Here is a 17534-nt window from a genome sequence, read left to right as displayed (position 1 = left end):
ATGGAATTTAGCAGCAAGCGCAACAGGGAAATACTATTAACTTTACAGCAGAAATTGCGCCATGAGATGAAAAAAATCAGCTTAAAAATAAGTTGCTGCTCCTTATGTGGTAACACTTGCCAACATCACCCATTACTTTGTCAGTATTGCCAAGCAGATTTACCTTATTTTAATTACCAACATCTGCCTTATGATTTATTGTTATGGCCCGCCGTTACAAAACTGATCCCCATAAAACATTTTGATCACCTATTAGCCATTGCGCCTTATGTGTGGCCCTTCAATACTTGGATTAGTCAGTTGAAATATCAACATAAGACCGAATTAGCCGAGTTGTTAACTTATCTACTTATTCATCACTGGCAGCAATATCTTAGCCTTGAAGGCACAAATTTAACGCTCGACAACACTCGGATCGTGCCGGTGCCATTACATTTAAAAAAGTGGCAAGAACGCGGGTTTAATCAAGCAGACCTGATTGCGCGCAAGTTTGCCCAAAATTTTGGTTATCTTTATCAAGCAGATCTTGTTGTTAGGAAAAAATTGACAGAAAGTCAGGTAGGTAAGTCAGGTACTGAACGCAGAAAAAATTTAAAACAAGCTTTTAGCTTAAATATCAACCCGAAGACAAGCTTACCTGAGCATGTTATTTTGATTGATGATGTGGTGACCACAGGCACAACCGCCAATGAAATTTGTAAGCTGCTAAAAAAAAGCGGAGTGCAAAGTATTACACTCCTGAGTTTATGCTTAGCGATACCTAACTAACGCTTTATTCTGCCAAGTTGGCACTAAAAGCTTTAGCAAAAAATAAACTGTTCGCAATAATCTTCATACTGCCCAAAAAGTAGCCCCTAAAAGCTAAGTTGTCAGTACTAGCAATAATACGACCTTTACCGACATTGTGAGCTACCAGTGTTGGGTTATTCGCTAAACGATTCACTAAATTTTTATCGGTATAACCACTAAGCAAAGGTACGTTACTGTATTTTGCTACCGTTATAAATGGCTGCGATGTTTGCTCCATAATTATGGTGCTATTTCGAAATACCGGTAACTTACTGTTTTGATAACCATATGCTAGCGGATGACTGACATCTAATTCGGCTTGAAAAATAGCGCCTGCAATACGTTTTCGACCCGCCAGTTGCTCTTTATCGCCATAAGTTAATTTATCCGTATCAAATAACTGGTCGATATGCGCTTTACTAACAAAATCAATTTTTAATAACTCTATTTCTGAGAACCAAAGTGCGGCGCGTTTTTGACCAAATAGCACACCACCATTAGCTAACCATGAAGTAAGTTTATTCTGTACCTTGCTATCTAACGCAGTATATCGGCCATCAACCATAATTATATGGCTATAGTCAGCTAAATTAATCGCAGCTAAGCGTGGTATTTCAACGACCGTAACCGGAATTTCCAGTAGACTATCAAGATAGTAAAGCATTTCACCTGCTTCATATTGAGATACGCCTTTACCACCCACCAATAATACTTTTGGCGCTGAAACTGGCCGAAATGAACTACTGCCAATATCAATGCCCTTTGCAGTTAATCCAGTATCTAAAGCGTTAAGCGCTATCTGGCTTTTAGCTGCAAAGTCAGTGAGCATACTACGCCAGTTTTCCACTAGCTGAGTACCCGCTGGTATAATAATAGTGCCTTGATCGAAGGTTTTAACTTCGCCGTTAACTGTCGCGGAAAATGCCTTAGTGGCTACTTTTGCCTTGATCTTAGCCTTGGTAATTTTATTTAACAGTTTGGGCGCTAAAAAATCATGCCATTCAAACGCATAAGCGTAAGCCAAATTGCTTACATCAGCAGGTTTTACAGCGCTAGACTGCCATGGTTTTTCTTCAGTTTTTAAACCCCAAGTACGTCCAACAGGCGCAAATTTTATATTCATGGCTAGTGGCAAAGTCCAGCCTGAGACATCGTAAAAGGTATTATCTTGAAAACTTTGTTGTTGATTAAATAGCGCTTTAATCACTCGGTATTGCGGCTGTTCTAATGGAATATAATAACTATACTGCGCAAAATAAGTTAAATCATTAATTTTATAATCTTGCTTAAGGGGATAAACCTTAATTTGATGTTGCTGCAACTTATTTAAAAAAGTCTCAAGGCGATAATGATCTTTAGTTTCAGTAAAAATATAACCATTAAAGTTTTCATTACTGGCTTTTTTTTGTGCACGTTGATAAAAGTCTTCACGATAAGCTTTAAATTTAGCTTGGTTTTTCCACGCACCTTCAATGGTTGATAACGACGTTAACACATGGTTTTGTATACCGTATTCAAAAGTCAGTAAGCCATTAACGGTGTCTTGCTGTAAACCTCGACTACTGGCTTGTTCAAACAAAATACCAATGCCGCCATTAATGTCTGGATACGTTGAACCCTTGCCGTAATAAAAATCATCAAAGCTTTCTTCACTGTAATATAAACGCTCTTTTTCATCGAGTGCTTTGGCGTGATAGGTCGCGAGTAACCGTGTTAGCTCGGTATTTTTTTCTGGTGTGAGAGGATGCGTTCGTGTGGGAATTCCTGGCTGAAAAAAATAGCTGCTATTAGCGCCCATTTCATGAAAATCACCTAGAACATTTGGCTGGTATTGATGAAAATAAGGTAAGCGATTTTGACTTTCTTTTTGCGACAATAGCAACCAATCCCGGTTTAAATCAAAACCAAAATGATTGGTACGGCCCGTACGCCAGTTTTGATGATGTTCGATATGGTTTGGATCTGAGTTCTCAGTGATACCACTATGGGTCGCCACCCAATTAACAAATCGATCCATGCCGTCTGGGTTAATACTCGGCTCTATCACGATAATAGTGTCGTTAAGCATATCGGCCACGGTTTTATCTTGCGATGCCGTTAAATGATAAGCCAGCACCATAGCAGCATTAGTACCGCTAATTTCATCACCATGCACACTATAACCTAACCAAACCACAATAGGGTCTTTAGCAGAAGCGACTATATCTGAGCGCCGCGCTAAAATTTTCTCAAGGTGATTTAAGTTTTCAGGACTTGAAATAGTTAATAAAATTTGTGAGCGAAACTGTGTAGTTCGACCCATTTCTTCAATTTGGAGTCGAGTTGATGATGCCGCGACTTGCTCTAGATAGCTTATTACTTGATCATGGCGTGGATGGCGTTCACCAATACCAAAGCCCAAAGCAGATTCTGGCGTTGGCACTTTTTCGCCATAAACTGCGCCCTTCGGCAAGTATGTACTTACATTGGCACTAAAAACGGTAAACGAAACACTTAATAAACAAAATATTACAATTCGATACAACGATAACAACATGCGAGATCTCCTGATTCAATAGCTAGATAAAATAACAAAATAATGCCATATGAACTAGTTATCTCGTGATAATTGCCCATTTATATATTTTATTGTTAACTTTTCATCTGCTGGCTATATAAATTATGCTATCTAGGACTAGCTCCAAATGACAGACAAGAGTAAAATTGTTATACTTGAGTAAAATAGTCGGGTATTGACAAGTTCAAGCCCAGTAGGGAGAGTAAATAGTATGATGGTTAACATTTCAGAAACTGCACAAGAACACTTTGTAAAACTACTTTCTGGGCAAGCTGAAGGTACGAGTATCCGTGTGTTTGTTGTAAACCCAGGTACAGCAAGCGCAGAATGTGGTGTATCCTACTGTCCGGCTGACGCTATAGAAGCTGACGACATTGAATTAAAGTTTGAAAACTTTTCAGCTTACATAGACGCCGACAGTAAGACTTATTTAGAAGAAGCAGAAATAGATTTTACCTCTGACCAAATGGGCTCGCAATTAACTTTAAAAGCGCCAAATGCTAAGTTACGCAAAGTTGCCGATGACGCGCCATTATTTGAGCGTGTTGATTACTTCTTAAAAGCTGAGGTTAACCCTCAGCTAGCTAGCCATGGTGGCGATTGTACGCTAATGGAAATCACTGAAGACGGCTATGCTGTATTACAATTTGGCGGTGGCTGTAATGGTTGTGCCCAAATCGATGTCACCGTTAAAGACGGCATTGAGAAGCAATTAATTGACATGATGGCGGGTGAAATTAAAGGCGTAAAAGACATGACAGAGCATGAACGTGGCGAACACTCATACTACTAATAACCTGCTGTTGTCAGTAAGGTTTTAATGTCATTATTAGAAAAAATAGGCCAAGATCCACAACGCAGTATGCAGCGTTTTCTCAGTGGACTTGGTCTTTTTATTATCGGCGTTTGTTTTATATTTCTTGGTTACTATCAGCACTATCTTTGGCAAATGATTGGCGTGGTTATTTTAGCTTGCGGTTGTCTACTTGCTATTTACGCTTATATTGGATTATTTGCTAATCGTTTGTATCATATATTTAATCGCATTAAGCATTAAAGTACTCACCTAAAAAGTGCTACTCTTAAAAACACTAAGCTATAAATAATAAGCGCTAAAAAGTATGCTTATTTCGCTGGTAATGCCAAGCTAAGGTCATACCACGTACTAACATAAATATTGAAAATGCCGCCCATAAACCATGATTACCATAATCCTTTAATAGCCACCATACCGGAAAAAAGCAGCCAAAAGTGGCGATAATCATACTGTTTCTCATAATATGCGCCTGCATCAAACCAACATAGACACCATCATATAAATAACACCAACAGGCCAGTAAGGGTAAGGCGACAATCCAAAATAAATGTTGTTGGGCATAATCAACCACAGCCGATATATCCGAGATACTGACAATAAAATAATGGCCCGCCAGATAAAACAATAAACTATAAGCGAGCGCAAATATTCCAGTCCAAAAGAGCGCAATATTGACACTGACAAACATGCTTTTTTGATTATTCTCTCCTTTCGCTTTACCTACCATCACTTCTGCCGCATTGGCAACACCATCTAAACCAAACGATATTAACAACAAAAAATTCATCAATATAGCATTAGCAGCAATCACATCATCGCCTAATCGAGCACCTTGAAAGGTCATAAAAATAAAGCATATTTCTAAACATAAAGTGCGAATTAGTATATCTCGATTCAGTTTAAAATAGCTTAACAATGCGGTTCGCTCTAAAGCCGCAGCAAACATTTGCTGTACGCTAGCAAATAAGCCAATAAACTTTTGTTTAAAGTTATTGTATACAAAGGCTAAGCCGATAAATAAACCACTATATTCTGCAATCAGTGTTGCCATAGCTACACCTTTAACTTGCCAAGAAAAACCGATAACAAACAGTAAATCTAGGCCTAAGTTAATCAAGTTAGTGGCGATAATTAACCACATCACCACTTTGGCTTGGTGATTACCTAGCAACCAACCCAAAATAACTAAATTAGCCAGTGCTGCTGGCAAACCCCAAATTCGAATAGCGCTATATTCTTGCGCATAAAACTGCACTTGCTCAGAGCCACCGGCTAATGATAATGCAAGATCAAGATAAAAATTTTGAAATATAATAACGACCAAACCAATGGTAAACGCAACAATAATTCCGCGTAGCAGTATCAAACAACTTAATGCATTATTTTTTTGGCCAAACGCCTGCGCTGATAAGCCGGTGGTCGACATACGTAAAAAACCACAAAGCCAGGTGATGGCAGTAATGATCATGGCGCCAACCGTACTACCACCTAGATAATAAGAATATTCTAGGTGGCCAATAACAGCGGTATCCACTAAACCTAACAAAGGCGCAGTAATGTTTGACAAAATCATGGGTAAAGCAAGAATAAATAACTGCTTATGCCGTTCTATATTATTAAATTTCAAAAAAAAGCCAACCCTTATGGCAAATAAACTGTTTAAATAGTTGAAAAAAAGCTATTTTACCTAAGCGCCTAACGCTCTATAAATACCTCAGGAAGATTAACATGAAATATCGTTTGTTAGCAGCAATATGCTATTGCCTCCACATCACCAGCTTCGCCACTGTCATTCTACAATATCACCATGTCAGCGATAAAACTCCAGCCAGCACCAGTATCTCTCCAAGCCAGTTTGCGCTGCATATGCAATACCTAGCAGACAACAATTTTGAGGTAATTGCTTTATCAAGCTTAATGAATTCAATTAAAACCCAAACAGCGTTGCCAAATAAGTCTGTGGTTATTACCTTTGATGATGCCTATTTAGATATTTTAACCCAGGGTAAGCCCATATTAGATCAACACGATTATCCCTTTACCATCTTTATTAACCCTGGCATTGTCGAGCAAAATTCCGAGCATTATCTCTCGTGGCAACAACTCAAAGTGATGGCAGACGACGGGGTAATTATTGCTAATCATGGCATGGAGCACGATTCATTAATCCGAATACCTGATGGTATGACAATGCAACAGTGGTTAGCTAAAAATACGCAATCGTTGCTCAGTGCAGAAAAAATAATTGCAGAAAAAACCGGACAGAGTTGGCGCTATTTCGCTTATCCCTACGGTGAATATAGTCCTGAAATTCAGCAGTGGATACAAGACAATAACTTTGTCGCTTTCTCGCAACAATCAGGCGCTGTTGGCTTGGATACTAACACGACAATTATTCCACGTTTTCCAGTCTCACAGCCTTATGATCAATTACCAAGCTTACGCGATAAACTCAATGCTTTACCTTTTAGTATTCGCGTTGAGGCAGAAGATCAACAAACCATTTTTCAACAGGGTGAGTCAACTTCAGTAAGTTTTAAGGTTGATGTGGACGATTTTAATCCTGAACAATTAAATTGCTATATTTCTGGTTTAGGCCGTCAAGAAATTCAATGGCAAGGTGATGAGCTATTTACTATTAATTACAGCGCAGCACTGCCAACAGGTCGTGTGCGTTGCAATTGTACCGCCCCCAGCATTAGTGAACCTGGACGCTACTATTGGTTTTCAAAACCTTGGTTTATTCTCAAAGAAAACCGTCAGTGGTATCCGCTATAGCCTTATTGTCGGTAAATATTACCTGTTAACACTATTGGCATTAAGGCCAATAGTGTTAACGAGTCATACTTTCTGTCGGTAGGGTTTATGCCTTCAAGTAAGCCTTAACCTGTTCACTAGATTGCTAAATCAATATGAAGAAAAAGTCCAATCACCAAGTGACCTTTAAGCTGACAGTTATTAACCAACAGCTTAAAAACTTAAAATTTACTTTAACTCTAGCTCAATACAAAGCGACAATTTTTGCAAAGTCACTGACCAATTTGTCGCCTTCAATTACAGGAACTTCACCAAGTGCTTGTTTAGGTTTAAAAATAGCTTCTACTTTACCTGCAGGGTTAATCAAAACCAATGACGCACTGTGATCGACTAAATAACGGGTCGCAGTTGCGCCATGATTGTCTTTAGCATCGTTATTAGCTTTTTGCCCTGATTTTTTCTCTGACGCCGGCTCTGATTCAGTTATCGCATACATTAGCCCTAAATTACGAGCAAATGGAAACAACACACCATGATGGCCATATAAGGCCTTAAATTCCGGGTTGAAATAACCTATGTAACTGGCAAGCTTTGTTTGTGTGTCACGTTTTGGGTCAACAGAAACTAATAATACTTGGCTTTTATGGCTGATCGCTTTTAAATCATCATAAATAAAGTTCATTTCTTGCAAGGTAGTCGGGCAAACATCTGGGCACGATGTATAACCAAAAAACACCCAATTCCAATGACCTTTTAACGACTCGTTGTTAAACGCTTCACCTAAATGATCAGTTAATTCAAAAGCTTTAACGTCTCTTGCTTGTTGATAATGCAAGGCAAATTCAACAGGGGCTTTTTTATTGATCTGACCAAATAACATCACACCTGCGGCTAATGCCCCCAAGGCGACAATCATAATAACAATTTTATTCATTAACCTGTTACCGGTAATAGATAATGATCGAGTAAAAGAATAATAAATAACGCCATTAAATGCACAATAGAAAACTTGAAAGTATCCATTGCCGTATTTTCATCAGCATTAAATTTCAGTTTCCATGCGTAAGCAAAAAACACTAAGTTCAATACCACAGCGCCAATTAAATATAACCAATTACTCATACCTACTAAATAAGGTAACAAGCCCACTATAAAGAGCAACACGGTATATAACAAAATTTGAGTTTTGGTAAAATTAACGCCATGTGTGACCGGTAACATAGGAATGTTTACTTTTGCATACTCGTCTTTTCGATGAATAGCCAACGCCCAAAAATGTGGTGGCGTCCAAGTAAAGATTAATAACACTAATAATAACGCATTAGGATGCACTTCATTGGTCATTGCTGTCCAACCCAATAAAGGTGGAATAGCGCCGGCTAAACCGCCAATAGTAATATTTTGTGGGGTAGCACGCTTTAAGTACATAGTATAAACAAAGCTATAGCCAACCAAGCCTGAAAAAGTTAACCAGGCAGTGAGCGGGTTAACTAGGCTATATAAAATAGCGAAGCCAGTTACCGCTAGAGTCATAGCAAATGTTGACGCATTACGCGCAGTAAGTCTGCCATTCGGCAAAGGACGATTATAAGTACGCCCCATTTCACTGTCGATGCGCTGATCGACAATATGATTAATCGCTGCCGCAGCAGATGACAAAAAACCAATACCTATCATCGACGGCACTAATACATGCCATGGAATAACACCCGGCACTGATAAACACATGCCCACTAACGCAGTTAATACTAATAAAGCCACTACCCGAGGCTTGGTAATTTCATAATAATCACGCCAAATGGGTGTACTAGGTGCGCTATGGCTCGCTTCTATTGTGTTGCTTTGACTCATAATATGCTCCTAAGTTTTACGTTTTAAACTGTATGTCATAGTAATTAATGACATCATTAACATGGCGGCTACTACGTTGTGACTGACCGCAACATTTAGCGGTAGTGAGAACCAAACATTACTAATACCCAAGCCAACTTGCACGCTGAGTATAAAACCTAAACTCAATGCGGCGTTCTTAAAAAATGGTGAATGCGCCTTACGATAAATGCGAATAGCAAACCAAAATAAGTACAGTGTTGTTACTATAGCACCTAAGCGATGCATTACATGAATGGTCAAACGTGAGGCATGATCAAGGTGGCCGAATTCATAACTTTCTTTCTCCGGCGGAATAAGATCAAAAGCATGTTCAAAGTTCATCTGCTCTAGCCAACCCGCTTGGCATATAGGTAGTTCAGCACAAGTAAGCGCGGCATAGTTAGATGATGTCCAACCACCCAAACCAATTTGTCCCACTAAAATAAAAATACCAATCACAGCAAATTTAAAGTATTTTTTCAGGCCAATGTCACCGCCCGGCACTCGAAAATCACTCAAACGTAAATACAGTAATAGCAATAAGCACAGCGTAGTAAAGCCACCCAGCAAATGCCCCATTACCACCACAGGCATTAACTTCATGGTAACAGTCCACATGCCAAGTGCCGCTTGAAAAATCACCACTATTAGCAGTAAAATTGGCAGTCCTAACGGACCGCGTTGCGCGCGACGCTTTAGAGAAATTAAGGCAATAATAAGGATCAATACCCCTAATGCACCAGCGAAATAGCGATGGATCATTTCATTCCATGCTTTTTCTGGTTCAACAGGACGTTCAGGAAACGCTTGCTCAGCAGCAATAATTTGGGCACTAGTTTTAGGGACTTCAACTAAACCATAACAGCCTGGCCAATCTGGACAGCCAAGACCTGCATGAGTTAGGCGTGCATAAGCACCTAAACTGACCACCACAATAGCTAATAATATGCTAACAAAAACAAGTTTTCTAAGGTCGGAAGAGCTTTGTGTTCTCATTTAGCCAATCCTTGAATACTTCAGCAGTTTCTTAAAGTCTGCCAGTATGGCTTTGCCAAATTGTGGCAGTTGCTCGGCACTTTTTGGTGGTACATGGCTAAGAATGACATTACCTAGCGGGTCAACAATCAAGACTTGTGATTGTGTTATCGCCACCTTTGCCAAAGCGGGCATGGTTTGAATATGCCAGCGTTTAAGTTGAATTTTTTCTGCTTGCTCTGCGCGTAAATCTTGTTGTGTTAAGCCGACGAGTTTCACACGTGGCATTTCTTTACCTAGGGCAATATAAGTATTATTAACACTGACCAAGGTATTTTCACATTGCTCATCACAACTTGTTGGCAAGGCGTACAACATCAACCATTGGTGATCAAAGTCATCAATACTTAAGCCAAGTTGCGCTAGGGTTAACTCATTTTCAATCAGTTGCCCTTGATTGGTCACTCCGTAATTAAACCATTGCTGATTCAACGCCAATTTAGCTAGTGCAATGGGAATGATGAATACCGCCAAGAGAATTAGCATACTGCGGCGCGATTTATTTAACTTTGAAGAACTCATACAACTCAGCCTTTTATTCTTATTATTTGGTTTCAGTATTTGTCTAACCTGCTTATTCAGACAGATCTTTTTTAGCCATTTTTATTGCTGCCCAAACCATCAAACTTATCCAAGCTAACGCTAAACTAAACCATTGAAACGCATAGGCTCGGTGTTTTTCTGGTGGCATGACTATGGGCTGCCAATTTTTTATATAACCTATAGTCTCTTTTTTATCTAAGTAAACGACAAAGGGCAATAGTTTTTTACCAATTAATTGTGAAAACTTATCTAGTTCGATTTGCTGTACTCGTAATGGCCATGACGGATTAGTTAAGTTTTGTGCTTGTAATTGAATACCCACTTCCACTTCTCGCACATTGCCTGTGATGGTGTGCTGGCCAGTAACGGGGCTAATTTTAGGTAATATATTTCGGTCAATTGAGCCTTGTACCCAACCTAGATTAACTAATATAGCATCACCATTACTTTCAATGATTTGATAAACACGATAACCCAAACGGCCTTTATTTGGTTGGTTGTCGAGTAAAAATACTTTATCGCCAACAAAGGTCCCCTTTAACTGAATAGGCAAATCGTTAATACCATCTTGTAAACCGCTCAGTGTTAATACTTGCGCTAGTGATAAGGCTTGGCGTTGGCTTAATTCACTGATGCGCTGTTGACGTTGTTCTTTTTCAAGCGCTCGGTCAATCTGCCAAAATCCGAGCTTGATTAATGACGAAAATACTAGCATGGTAAATATAACCATCGGCCAATTAAGTTGCTTGAATTTGTGCTTAAGTGATACCGACTTCATAGACTACCGCGTGTTGACTAACTAAAAACAGATGATAAAAGAGAGAATACTGTGTTAATTAAATTTATTGTTGTCGGCTTATTAGCCTTTATGGTTTATAACCTATTTCGAGCGTTATTCATTATGAATAAAAATGACCCGAATAAAGCATCCATGTCTAAGTTTATAGGCCGACGGGTGATGACCTCTGTTGTACTGGTGTTATTACTACTACTGGGTATTCTCACCGGGGTGATCACACCGAACCCTAGTCCATACTAAAAAGTCAAAAGGTACGATATTTATCAAGATAAATATCGTACCTTAAACTGCTTATTCAAACACAATAGCGTTAAATAATATAAACAAAAACGAACAGTATTACCCAGACTACATCAACAAAATGCCAATACCAACTCGCGGCTTGAAAGGCAAAGTGGTTTTTCGGCGTAAAATGTCCCTTAAATACTCGAATAAGCATCACCAGCAGCATAATTGTCCCTAAGGTCACATGCATTCCGTGAAAGCCCGTCAGTAAATAAAAGGTATTGCCATAAATGCCACTGTCTAAATACAATTTCATTTCGTCGGCATAACCATGGGCGTATTCTAAGCCTTGGCAAAACAAAAACACCACACCTAACACAACGGTCAGTCCTAACCAAAACTTCAATAAGCCGCGTTTATTCTGCTCTAACGAAACATGAGCAAAATGGGCAGTAATTGATGAAGTTAACAACAAAATAGTGTTAATTAATGGCAAACCATACCAACCCATAGCAGTAGTTTCAGTACCGTCTGGCGTTTTAATTAATGGCCAAGTCGCGGTAAATTCAGGCCATAAAATTATTGCCGTTGCGGCATTATTTCCAGCACCATCAAGCCAAGGTACTGAAAAAGTACGGGCATAAAGTAAGGCGCCAAAAAAAGCGGCAAAAAACATCACTTCTGAAAAAATAAACCAACTCATACCTTGGCGAAATGAATTGTCCATTTGAGGACTATATTTTCCTGACATTGACTCGGTAATAACATTATTAAACCAACCAAACATCATGTAAATAATCAATGCGATACCCGCCAGCAATACCCAGCCGCCGCCTGCATTTTCAGGGTTATTCAAATTTGCTACATAATTTGCCGCACCTACGGCAATCAAAAACAAGGCAATGGCGCCTACTATTGGCCATTTGCTTTGCGCTGGTACATAATAACTTTCGTATTCTTTTGTTGTCATTGTTGTTCCCCTCATTTAAGTGCCAAGCACTTAAGAATCAACCGAACTTGTAATGTCGTACAAGGTGTAAGAAAGGGTGATGGTGGATACGTCATCGGGTATGTCTAAATCGACATAAAATTGCAATCCCATTTCAACATCTTCACTGGCTTTTAACGGTTGGCTATTAAAACAAAAGCATTCTATCTTTTGAAAATAAACCGCTGCCCGCCCCGGTGATACTGACGGCACAGCTTGACCGACAATATCGCTTGTAGACTCATTTTTAGCATAAAATATAACGGTTTTTCGCTCACCTGGGTGTACTTTTACTTCATTAACCATTGGCTCAAACTTCCAAGGGATACCTTTGGCTGTCCGAGTCAAAAATTGTACGGTAATCGTACGTTCGGTATCTATGCTCTTGACGTTGTAACTGGCCGCAACATTAGATGTTTTTCCGTTTAACCCCGTGATATCACAAAACACGTCGTATAACGGCACCAGCGCAAAACCAAAACCAAACATACCAAAAACAATCAACATCAGTTTTTTCACTGTTTTTTTCACTGAAGCATCATGCGTTTTCGCTTGTGCTTGCTTTGATAACTTGTTTTGCGATTCACCGTTAGTCATTTTAGCTCCACTTAATCAATTTTTGGTGGTGTTGTGAACGTGTGGTATGGCGCAGGGCTAGGCACTGTCCATTCCAAACCTTCAGCTCCATCCCAAGGTTTCATCGGTGCCTTTTCTCCGCCTCTAATACACTTGATAACCAATACCAAGAAGATTAACTGCGAAATACCAAAGGCAAAGCCACCAATACTCACCCACTTATTAAAATCAGCAAACTGCAAAGCGTAATCAGGAATACGACGAGGCATACCAGCCAAACCTAAAAAGTGCATTGGGAAAAACAATAAGTTTACTGAAATAAGTGAACACCAAAAATGCCACTTACTTAACGTATCGTTGTACATGTAACCTGTCCATTTTGGTAACCAGTAATAAGCGCCAGCAAAAATAGAAAACAACGCCCCAGTAACCAATACATAGTGGAAATGAGCCACAACAAAGTAAGTATCGTGATATTGAAAATCAGCTGGGGTCATTGCTAACATCAAGCCAGAAAATCCACCAATAGTAAACAAAATCACAAAGGCAATAGAGAACAACATAGGGGTTTCAAAACTAATCGACCCACGCCACATAGTCGCTGCCCAGTTAAAGACTTTAACCCCTGTAGGTACGGCAATTAACATCGTACAATACATAAAGAATAATTCGCCAAATAACGGCATACCCGTGGTAAACATGTGATGCGCCCAGACAATAAACGACAAAAATGCAATTGATGCGGTTGCGTAAACCATTGAACTGTAACCAAATAGTGGCTTACGTGAGAAGGCTGGGATCGTTGTAGAGACAATACCAAATGCAGGTAAAATCATGATGTAAACTTCAGGGTGACCAAAGAACCAAAAAATATGTTGGAACATTACAGGGTCACCACCACCGGCGGCATCAAAGAAACTAGTGCCAAAATAGGTATCGGTTAACACCATAGTGACGGTACCCGCGAGCACCGGCATCACCGCTATTAACAAGTAAGCCGTAATGAAAAATGTCCAAACAAATAATGGCATTTTCATGTAAGTCATACCAGGTGCACGCATATTCATAATGGTTACAACAATGTTAATTGCGCCCATAATTGAGGAAATACCCATAATATGTACCGCAAAAACGAAGAACGCTGTACTACCGTTACTATAGGTGGTTGATAAAGGCGCGTAGAAGGTCCAACCAAAGTTTGGTGCACCACTTTCCATAAAGAAAGACGACAATAAAATAGCGAAAGCAAAGGGTAATATCCAAAAGCTCCAGTTATTCAGCCTAGGGAGTGCCATATCTGGCGCACCAACCATCATAGGTAGCATCCAGTTAGCTAAACCGGTAAAGGCTGGCATTATTGCACCAAATACCATAATAAGACCGTGTACTGTGGTCATTTGGTTAAAGAAGTCAGGTTCAATTATCTGTAGTCCAGGCTGAAATAATTCAGCTCGAATAACCAACGCCATAGCACCGCCAGTTAAAAACATGATAAAAGAGAACCATAAATACATAGAACCAATGTCTTTATGGTTTGTGGTATATAACCAGCGTTTTATGCCGGTCATTTTATGATCATGGTGCTCACCGTCATGTGAATCATGCTCGGATTGATCATCAATTACATCAGTAGTCATTATAACGCCTCCCTACTTCGCGCTAGCAGCAACAACGGCTGCTGGCTGGACTAAATCACCGGTGTTATTACCCCAAGCGTTACGCTCATAAGTGACAACCGCCGCAATTTGCGTTTTAGTTAATTGGCCGGCAAAAGCCGCCATCGCTGGATTTTTCTTGCTGCCGTTAAGCACCATATCCAAATGCACTGCTACATCACCGGCAGCGATTACACTACCTTTAAGTGCAGGAAAAACAGGCGCCATACCTTCACCAGTCGCTTGATGACAAGCAGCACAAGCTGTCATGTAGACATCTTCACCCAGGGCCATTAATTCATCTTGGCTATAAACCTTTGATAAATCTTCTTCCGGTGTGACTTTGGCAACAGTTGCAGCAACTTGTTCTTTAACTTCTTCAACCGCTTGCTCAACCATATCTGAGGTGCTTGCGCCACTAACCGCTTGCACATCAGCAGCTTGAACAGCTTCACCCGTATTGTTACCCCAAGCATTACGCTCATAAGTTACAACAGCCGCAATTTCTTTTAAGCTTAATTGCTTACCATAAGCTTGCATGCCCGTACCTGCTTTACCATTAACGACAATATCTATATGCGCGCTAGCAGGACCTGTTGTGGCAATAGCACTACCTTTAAGGGCTGGAAATGCAGGTGGCAAACCTTGTCCACTGACTTGGTGACACGCTGCGCAGTAGGCGGTATAGGTCGTTTCGCCCAGTTGCATTAATTCGTCCATTGAAGCCGAAGCATTTAACGACGCCGCTTCAGCAGCTGCTGCATTGGCTTTCATTTGCTTCTGCTCATCGAGCCAAATGGCATAATCGGCTTCAGACTTAACTTCAACCACTATCGGCATAAAGCCATGGTCTTTGCCACACAACTCAGCACATTGGCCACGATAAACACCGGGTTCATCTACCTTAGTCCAAGCTTCATTAATAAAGCCTGGATTAGCATCTTGTTTTACCGCAAATGCCGGTACCCACCAAGCGTGGATAACATCATCAGAAGTAATAACAAAACGCACTTTTTTATTGGTTGGAATAACCAAAGGACGATCAACTTCTAATAGGTAATGTTCACCTTTTTCTGCTGAGGTACCATCTTGGTTTTCGTATTGTTCACGCGGAGTAGAAAGCACTGAATAAAATTCAAGGTCTTGATCAAAGTATTTATAATGCCATTTCCACTGAGAACCTGTTACTTGAATAGTTAAATCCGCATCATCGTTATTTTCCATATCGATCAGTGTAATAGTGGCAGGAAAAGCCATGGCGATTAGAATAACGACAGGAATCGCCGTCCAAAGAATTTCAACTTTTGTGCTTTCATGAAAGGTTGCTGGTTTAAAGCCTTTTGATTTACGATGAAACACCATAGACCAAAACATTGCACCAAACACTACAATACCAATACCAGTACAGATATAGAGCACCAACATATGTAAATCATATACGTCTCTACTAACCTCAGTAACACCTTTGGTTAAATTCAGCGACATATCTGCCCACACTGAACTAGACAACAAGCCCCCTAGCAAGAGTAAACCTAGGTTACGTCTTTTCACACGACATCTCCTTCACCTTTAATTTAGGCCAAATAACGTATTTTCATTATGAAAACCGGCTAGTTAGCGCATACATTTATTATTATTTAAGTGACGCATTAATCAACAGCTGTCAATTGCGCCCTATTGTTTTTTTTGTACGTTTTCCAGACTAGAATTACTTAAAACTTGATAGGGGTCAATTTTTAATTTCAAAAGCATGATAAATAAAAACTAACAAATACAATAGAGTAAAAGCCCTAAACTGGACGACAAGTAGATTTTTAAAAGGATGGCTGCAATGTTCATATTTTGTTCAAGGCATGATTTTCAGGCTAAATAATAAATAATCCACACAAAAACAAGCTGTATAAAAAGCAAGCTATTAGTGGTATTTATTGCTGAATAAGAGGATTGTTCTAACTAAAAAAATTTAGGGACATAGTAGGCACATAAATGATTATCTAACGTAGGAAATGCGCAGATTTTAACCCCTTGGTTTAACCCAAGTGACAGTTCAATCTGCGAAATATAGTGTAGGAAAATAGTGTTTAGGTAAATATTAGCATCTATGAAGTAGGAGCAACCTGAACTACATCCAATCAGCCGCGCGAATAACACCAACGGCTAAGCCTTCAACATTAAATTGCTGAGACTTTAAATCGACCTTAATCGGTGCAAAACCTTCATTTTCAGCATGTAAATAAACCACATTTCCCTCACGCTTAAAACGTTTCACGGTAACATCATCTTCTACACGAGCAACTATCACTTGACCATTTTGCACATCGGTTGTTTGATGAACAGCCAACAAGTCGCCATCCATAATGCCGATATCTTTCATGCTCTCGCCATTAACACGCAATAAATAATCAGCCGGAGGATGAAATAAATTACCATCAACTTTGTAATGCTGCTCAACATGTTCTTGTGCCAAAATAGGCTCACCAGCCGCCACACGACCAATAAGTGGCAAACCATCTTCAGCGATAAACTCTTGTGCAAGACGAATACCGCGCGATGTGCCAGGTAGCATTTCAATATAACCTTTCTTTGCTAGCGCTTTTAAATGTTCTTCTGCTGCATTGGCCGACTTAAAACCAAAAAAAGCAGCAATTTCAGCACGCGTTGGCGGCATACCTGTGTCGGAAATTTTTTCTCGGATCAGATCAAAAATCTGCTGTTGTCTGGGTGTTAAAGGGCGCATAGTTGTTCCTTAAGCTACTTAAGAGCAAGCCTGTATTTTTAAACAGTATTACTGTTATTGTATACAGGCTGTAATTAAACGCAAGAAAATAATCATCCGCCTTTACTAGTTTGGGTTTTGGTTGCAATGGTGGTGTTTCTAGAAACATTAAGTGCTCAATCTATGTTGTTGTAAGCCGCTTTCA

General features: G+C 39.7%; 17 protein-coding genes. 5 read left to right on the top strand and 12 right to left on the bottom strand.

Annotated elements, in window-relative coordinates:
• Positions 1 to 768, top strand: coding sequence for a ComF family protein (locus H4J46_RS09230; RefSeq protein ID WP_182233210.1), 768 nt, complete (start codon positions 1 to 3; stop codon positions 766 to 768).
• Between the two features lie 4 nt (positions 769 to 772).
• Here H4J46_RS09230 and H4J46_RS09225 read toward each other — a convergent pair whose 3' ends face one another.
• On the bottom strand, positions 773 to 3325 hold the full coding sequence (locus tag H4J46_RS09225; protein WP_182233209.1) for a M14 family zinc carboxypeptidase: 2553 nt from the start codon (positions 3323 to 3325) through the stop codon (positions 773 to 775).
• 235 nt (positions 3326 to 3560) lie between these two features.
• Here H4J46_RS09225 and nfuA point away from each other — a divergent pair, with 235 nt between their 5' ends.
• Complete coding sequence (nfuA, locus tag H4J46_RS09220; RefSeq protein WP_182191695.1) at positions 3561 to 4139, top strand: Fe-S biogenesis protein NfuA; 579 nt, start codon at positions 3561 to 3563, stop codon at positions 4137 to 4139.
• Positions 4140 to 4166: 27 nt separating this feature from the next.
• Complete coding sequence (locus tag H4J46_RS09215; protein ID WP_182233208.1) at positions 4167 to 4403, top strand: hypothetical protein; 237 nt, start codon at positions 4167 to 4169, stop codon at positions 4401 to 4403.
• A gap of 55 nt (positions 4404 to 4458) precedes the next feature.
• Here the strand turns inward: H4J46_RS09215 and H4J46_RS09210 are convergent, their stop codons facing one another.
• On the bottom strand, positions 4459 to 5790 hold the full coding sequence (locus tag H4J46_RS09210) for an MATE family efflux transporter (protein WP_259365763.1): 1332 nt from the start codon (positions 5788 to 5790) through the stop codon (positions 4459 to 4461).
• A gap of 101 nt (positions 5791 to 5891) precedes the next feature.
• Between H4J46_RS09210 and H4J46_RS09205 the strand changes: the two genes are divergently transcribed.
• A complete protein-coding gene (locus H4J46_RS09205) occupies positions 5892 to 6941 on the top strand; it encodes a polysaccharide deacetylase family protein (RefSeq protein WP_182233207.1) in 1050 nt (349 codons plus the stop codon).
• Positions 6942 to 7164: 223 nt separating this feature from the next.
• On the opposite strand, the gene H4J46_RS09200 is transcribed toward H4J46_RS09205, so the two are convergent.
• From H4J46_RS09200 to H4J46_RS09180, 5 genes are read right to left on the bottom strand one after another with little or no spacing between them, the layout of a single operon-like run.
• The gene (locus tag H4J46_RS09200; RefSeq protein ID WP_182233206.1) at positions 7165 to 7854 is read right to left on the bottom strand and encodes an SCO family protein; all 690 of its coding nucleotides are present in this window, start codon (positions 7852 to 7854) and stop codon (positions 7165 to 7167) included.
• Positions 7854 to 8771 (bottom strand): heme o synthase, encoded by a 918-nt coding sequence (cyoE, locus tag H4J46_RS09195; protein ID WP_182233205.1) that lies wholly within the window; start codon positions 8769 to 8771, stop codon positions 7854 to 7856. The genes H4J46_RS09200 and cyoE overlap by 1 nt, the downstream gene beginning before the upstream one ends.
• Positions 8772 to 8780: 9 nt before the next feature.
• Positions 8781 to 9788, bottom strand: a complete 1008-nt coding sequence (locus H4J46_RS09190) for a heme A synthase (RefSeq protein WP_182233204.1) — start codon at positions 9786 to 9788, stop codon at positions 8781 to 8783.
• Complete coding sequence (locus tag H4J46_RS09185) at positions 9789 to 10349, bottom strand: hypothetical protein (protein WP_182233203.1); 561 nt, start codon at positions 10347 to 10349, stop codon at positions 9789 to 9791.
• A 52-nt stretch (positions 10350 to 10401) separates the two neighbouring features.
• Positions 10402 to 11148 carry an SURF1 family protein gene (locus H4J46_RS09180; protein ID WP_182233202.1) on the bottom strand — a complete coding sequence of 249 codons (747 nt, stop codon included), beginning with the start codon at positions 11146 to 11148 and terminating at the stop codon, positions 10402 to 10404.
• A gap of 51 nt (positions 11149 to 11199) precedes the next feature.
• Between H4J46_RS09180 and H4J46_RS09175 the strand changes: the two genes are divergently transcribed.
• Positions 11200 to 11409: a DUF2909 domain-containing protein gene (locus H4J46_RS09175; protein WP_182184364.1), complete on the top strand. Its 210-nt coding sequence runs from the start codon at positions 11200 to 11202 to the stop codon at positions 11407 to 11409.
• A 70-nt stretch (positions 11410 to 11479) separates the two neighbouring features.
• Here H4J46_RS09175 and H4J46_RS09170 read toward each other — a convergent pair whose 3' ends face one another.
• The 5 genes from H4J46_RS09170 to lexA all read right to left on the bottom strand — a co-directional run bounded on the left by H4J46_RS09170 (position 11480) and on the right by lexA (position 17350).
• Complete coding sequence (locus tag H4J46_RS09170) at positions 11480 to 12364, bottom strand: cytochrome c oxidase subunit 3 (protein ID WP_182233201.1); 885 nt, start codon at positions 12362 to 12364, stop codon at positions 11480 to 11482.
• A gap of 30 nt (positions 12365 to 12394) precedes the next feature.
• Positions 12395 to 12979 (bottom strand): cytochrome c oxidase assembly protein, encoded by a 585-nt coding sequence (locus H4J46_RS09165; protein ID WP_182233200.1) that lies wholly within the window; start codon positions 12977 to 12979, stop codon positions 12395 to 12397.
• Between the two features lie 11 nt (positions 12980 to 12990).
• Entirely contained in the window at positions 12991 to 14595 is a 1605-nt protein-coding gene (ctaD, locus tag H4J46_RS09160; protein WP_182233199.1) for a cytochrome c oxidase subunit I, read from the bottom strand.
• A gap of 12 nt (positions 14596 to 14607) precedes the next feature.
• Complete coding sequence (coxB, locus tag H4J46_RS09155) at positions 14608 to 16164, bottom strand: cytochrome c oxidase subunit II (protein ID WP_404851781.1); 1557 nt, start codon at positions 16162 to 16164, stop codon at positions 14608 to 14610.
• Positions 16165 to 16735: 571 nt separating this feature from the next.
• Entirely contained in the window at positions 16736 to 17350 is a 615-nt protein-coding gene (gene lexA / locus H4J46_RS09150) for a transcriptional repressor LexA (protein WP_182233198.1), read from the bottom strand.
• Positions 17351 to 17534 lie beyond the last annotated feature (184 nt).

This window comes from Colwellia sp. MB02u-6 (assembly GCF_014077095.1).
Classification (GTDB): Bacteria; Pseudomonadota; Gammaproteobacteria; order Enterobacterales; family Alteromonadaceae; genus Cognaticolwellia.
Note: the sequence above shows the minus strand (reverse complement) of the source record. Positions and strands in the feature narration are given on the sequence as shown.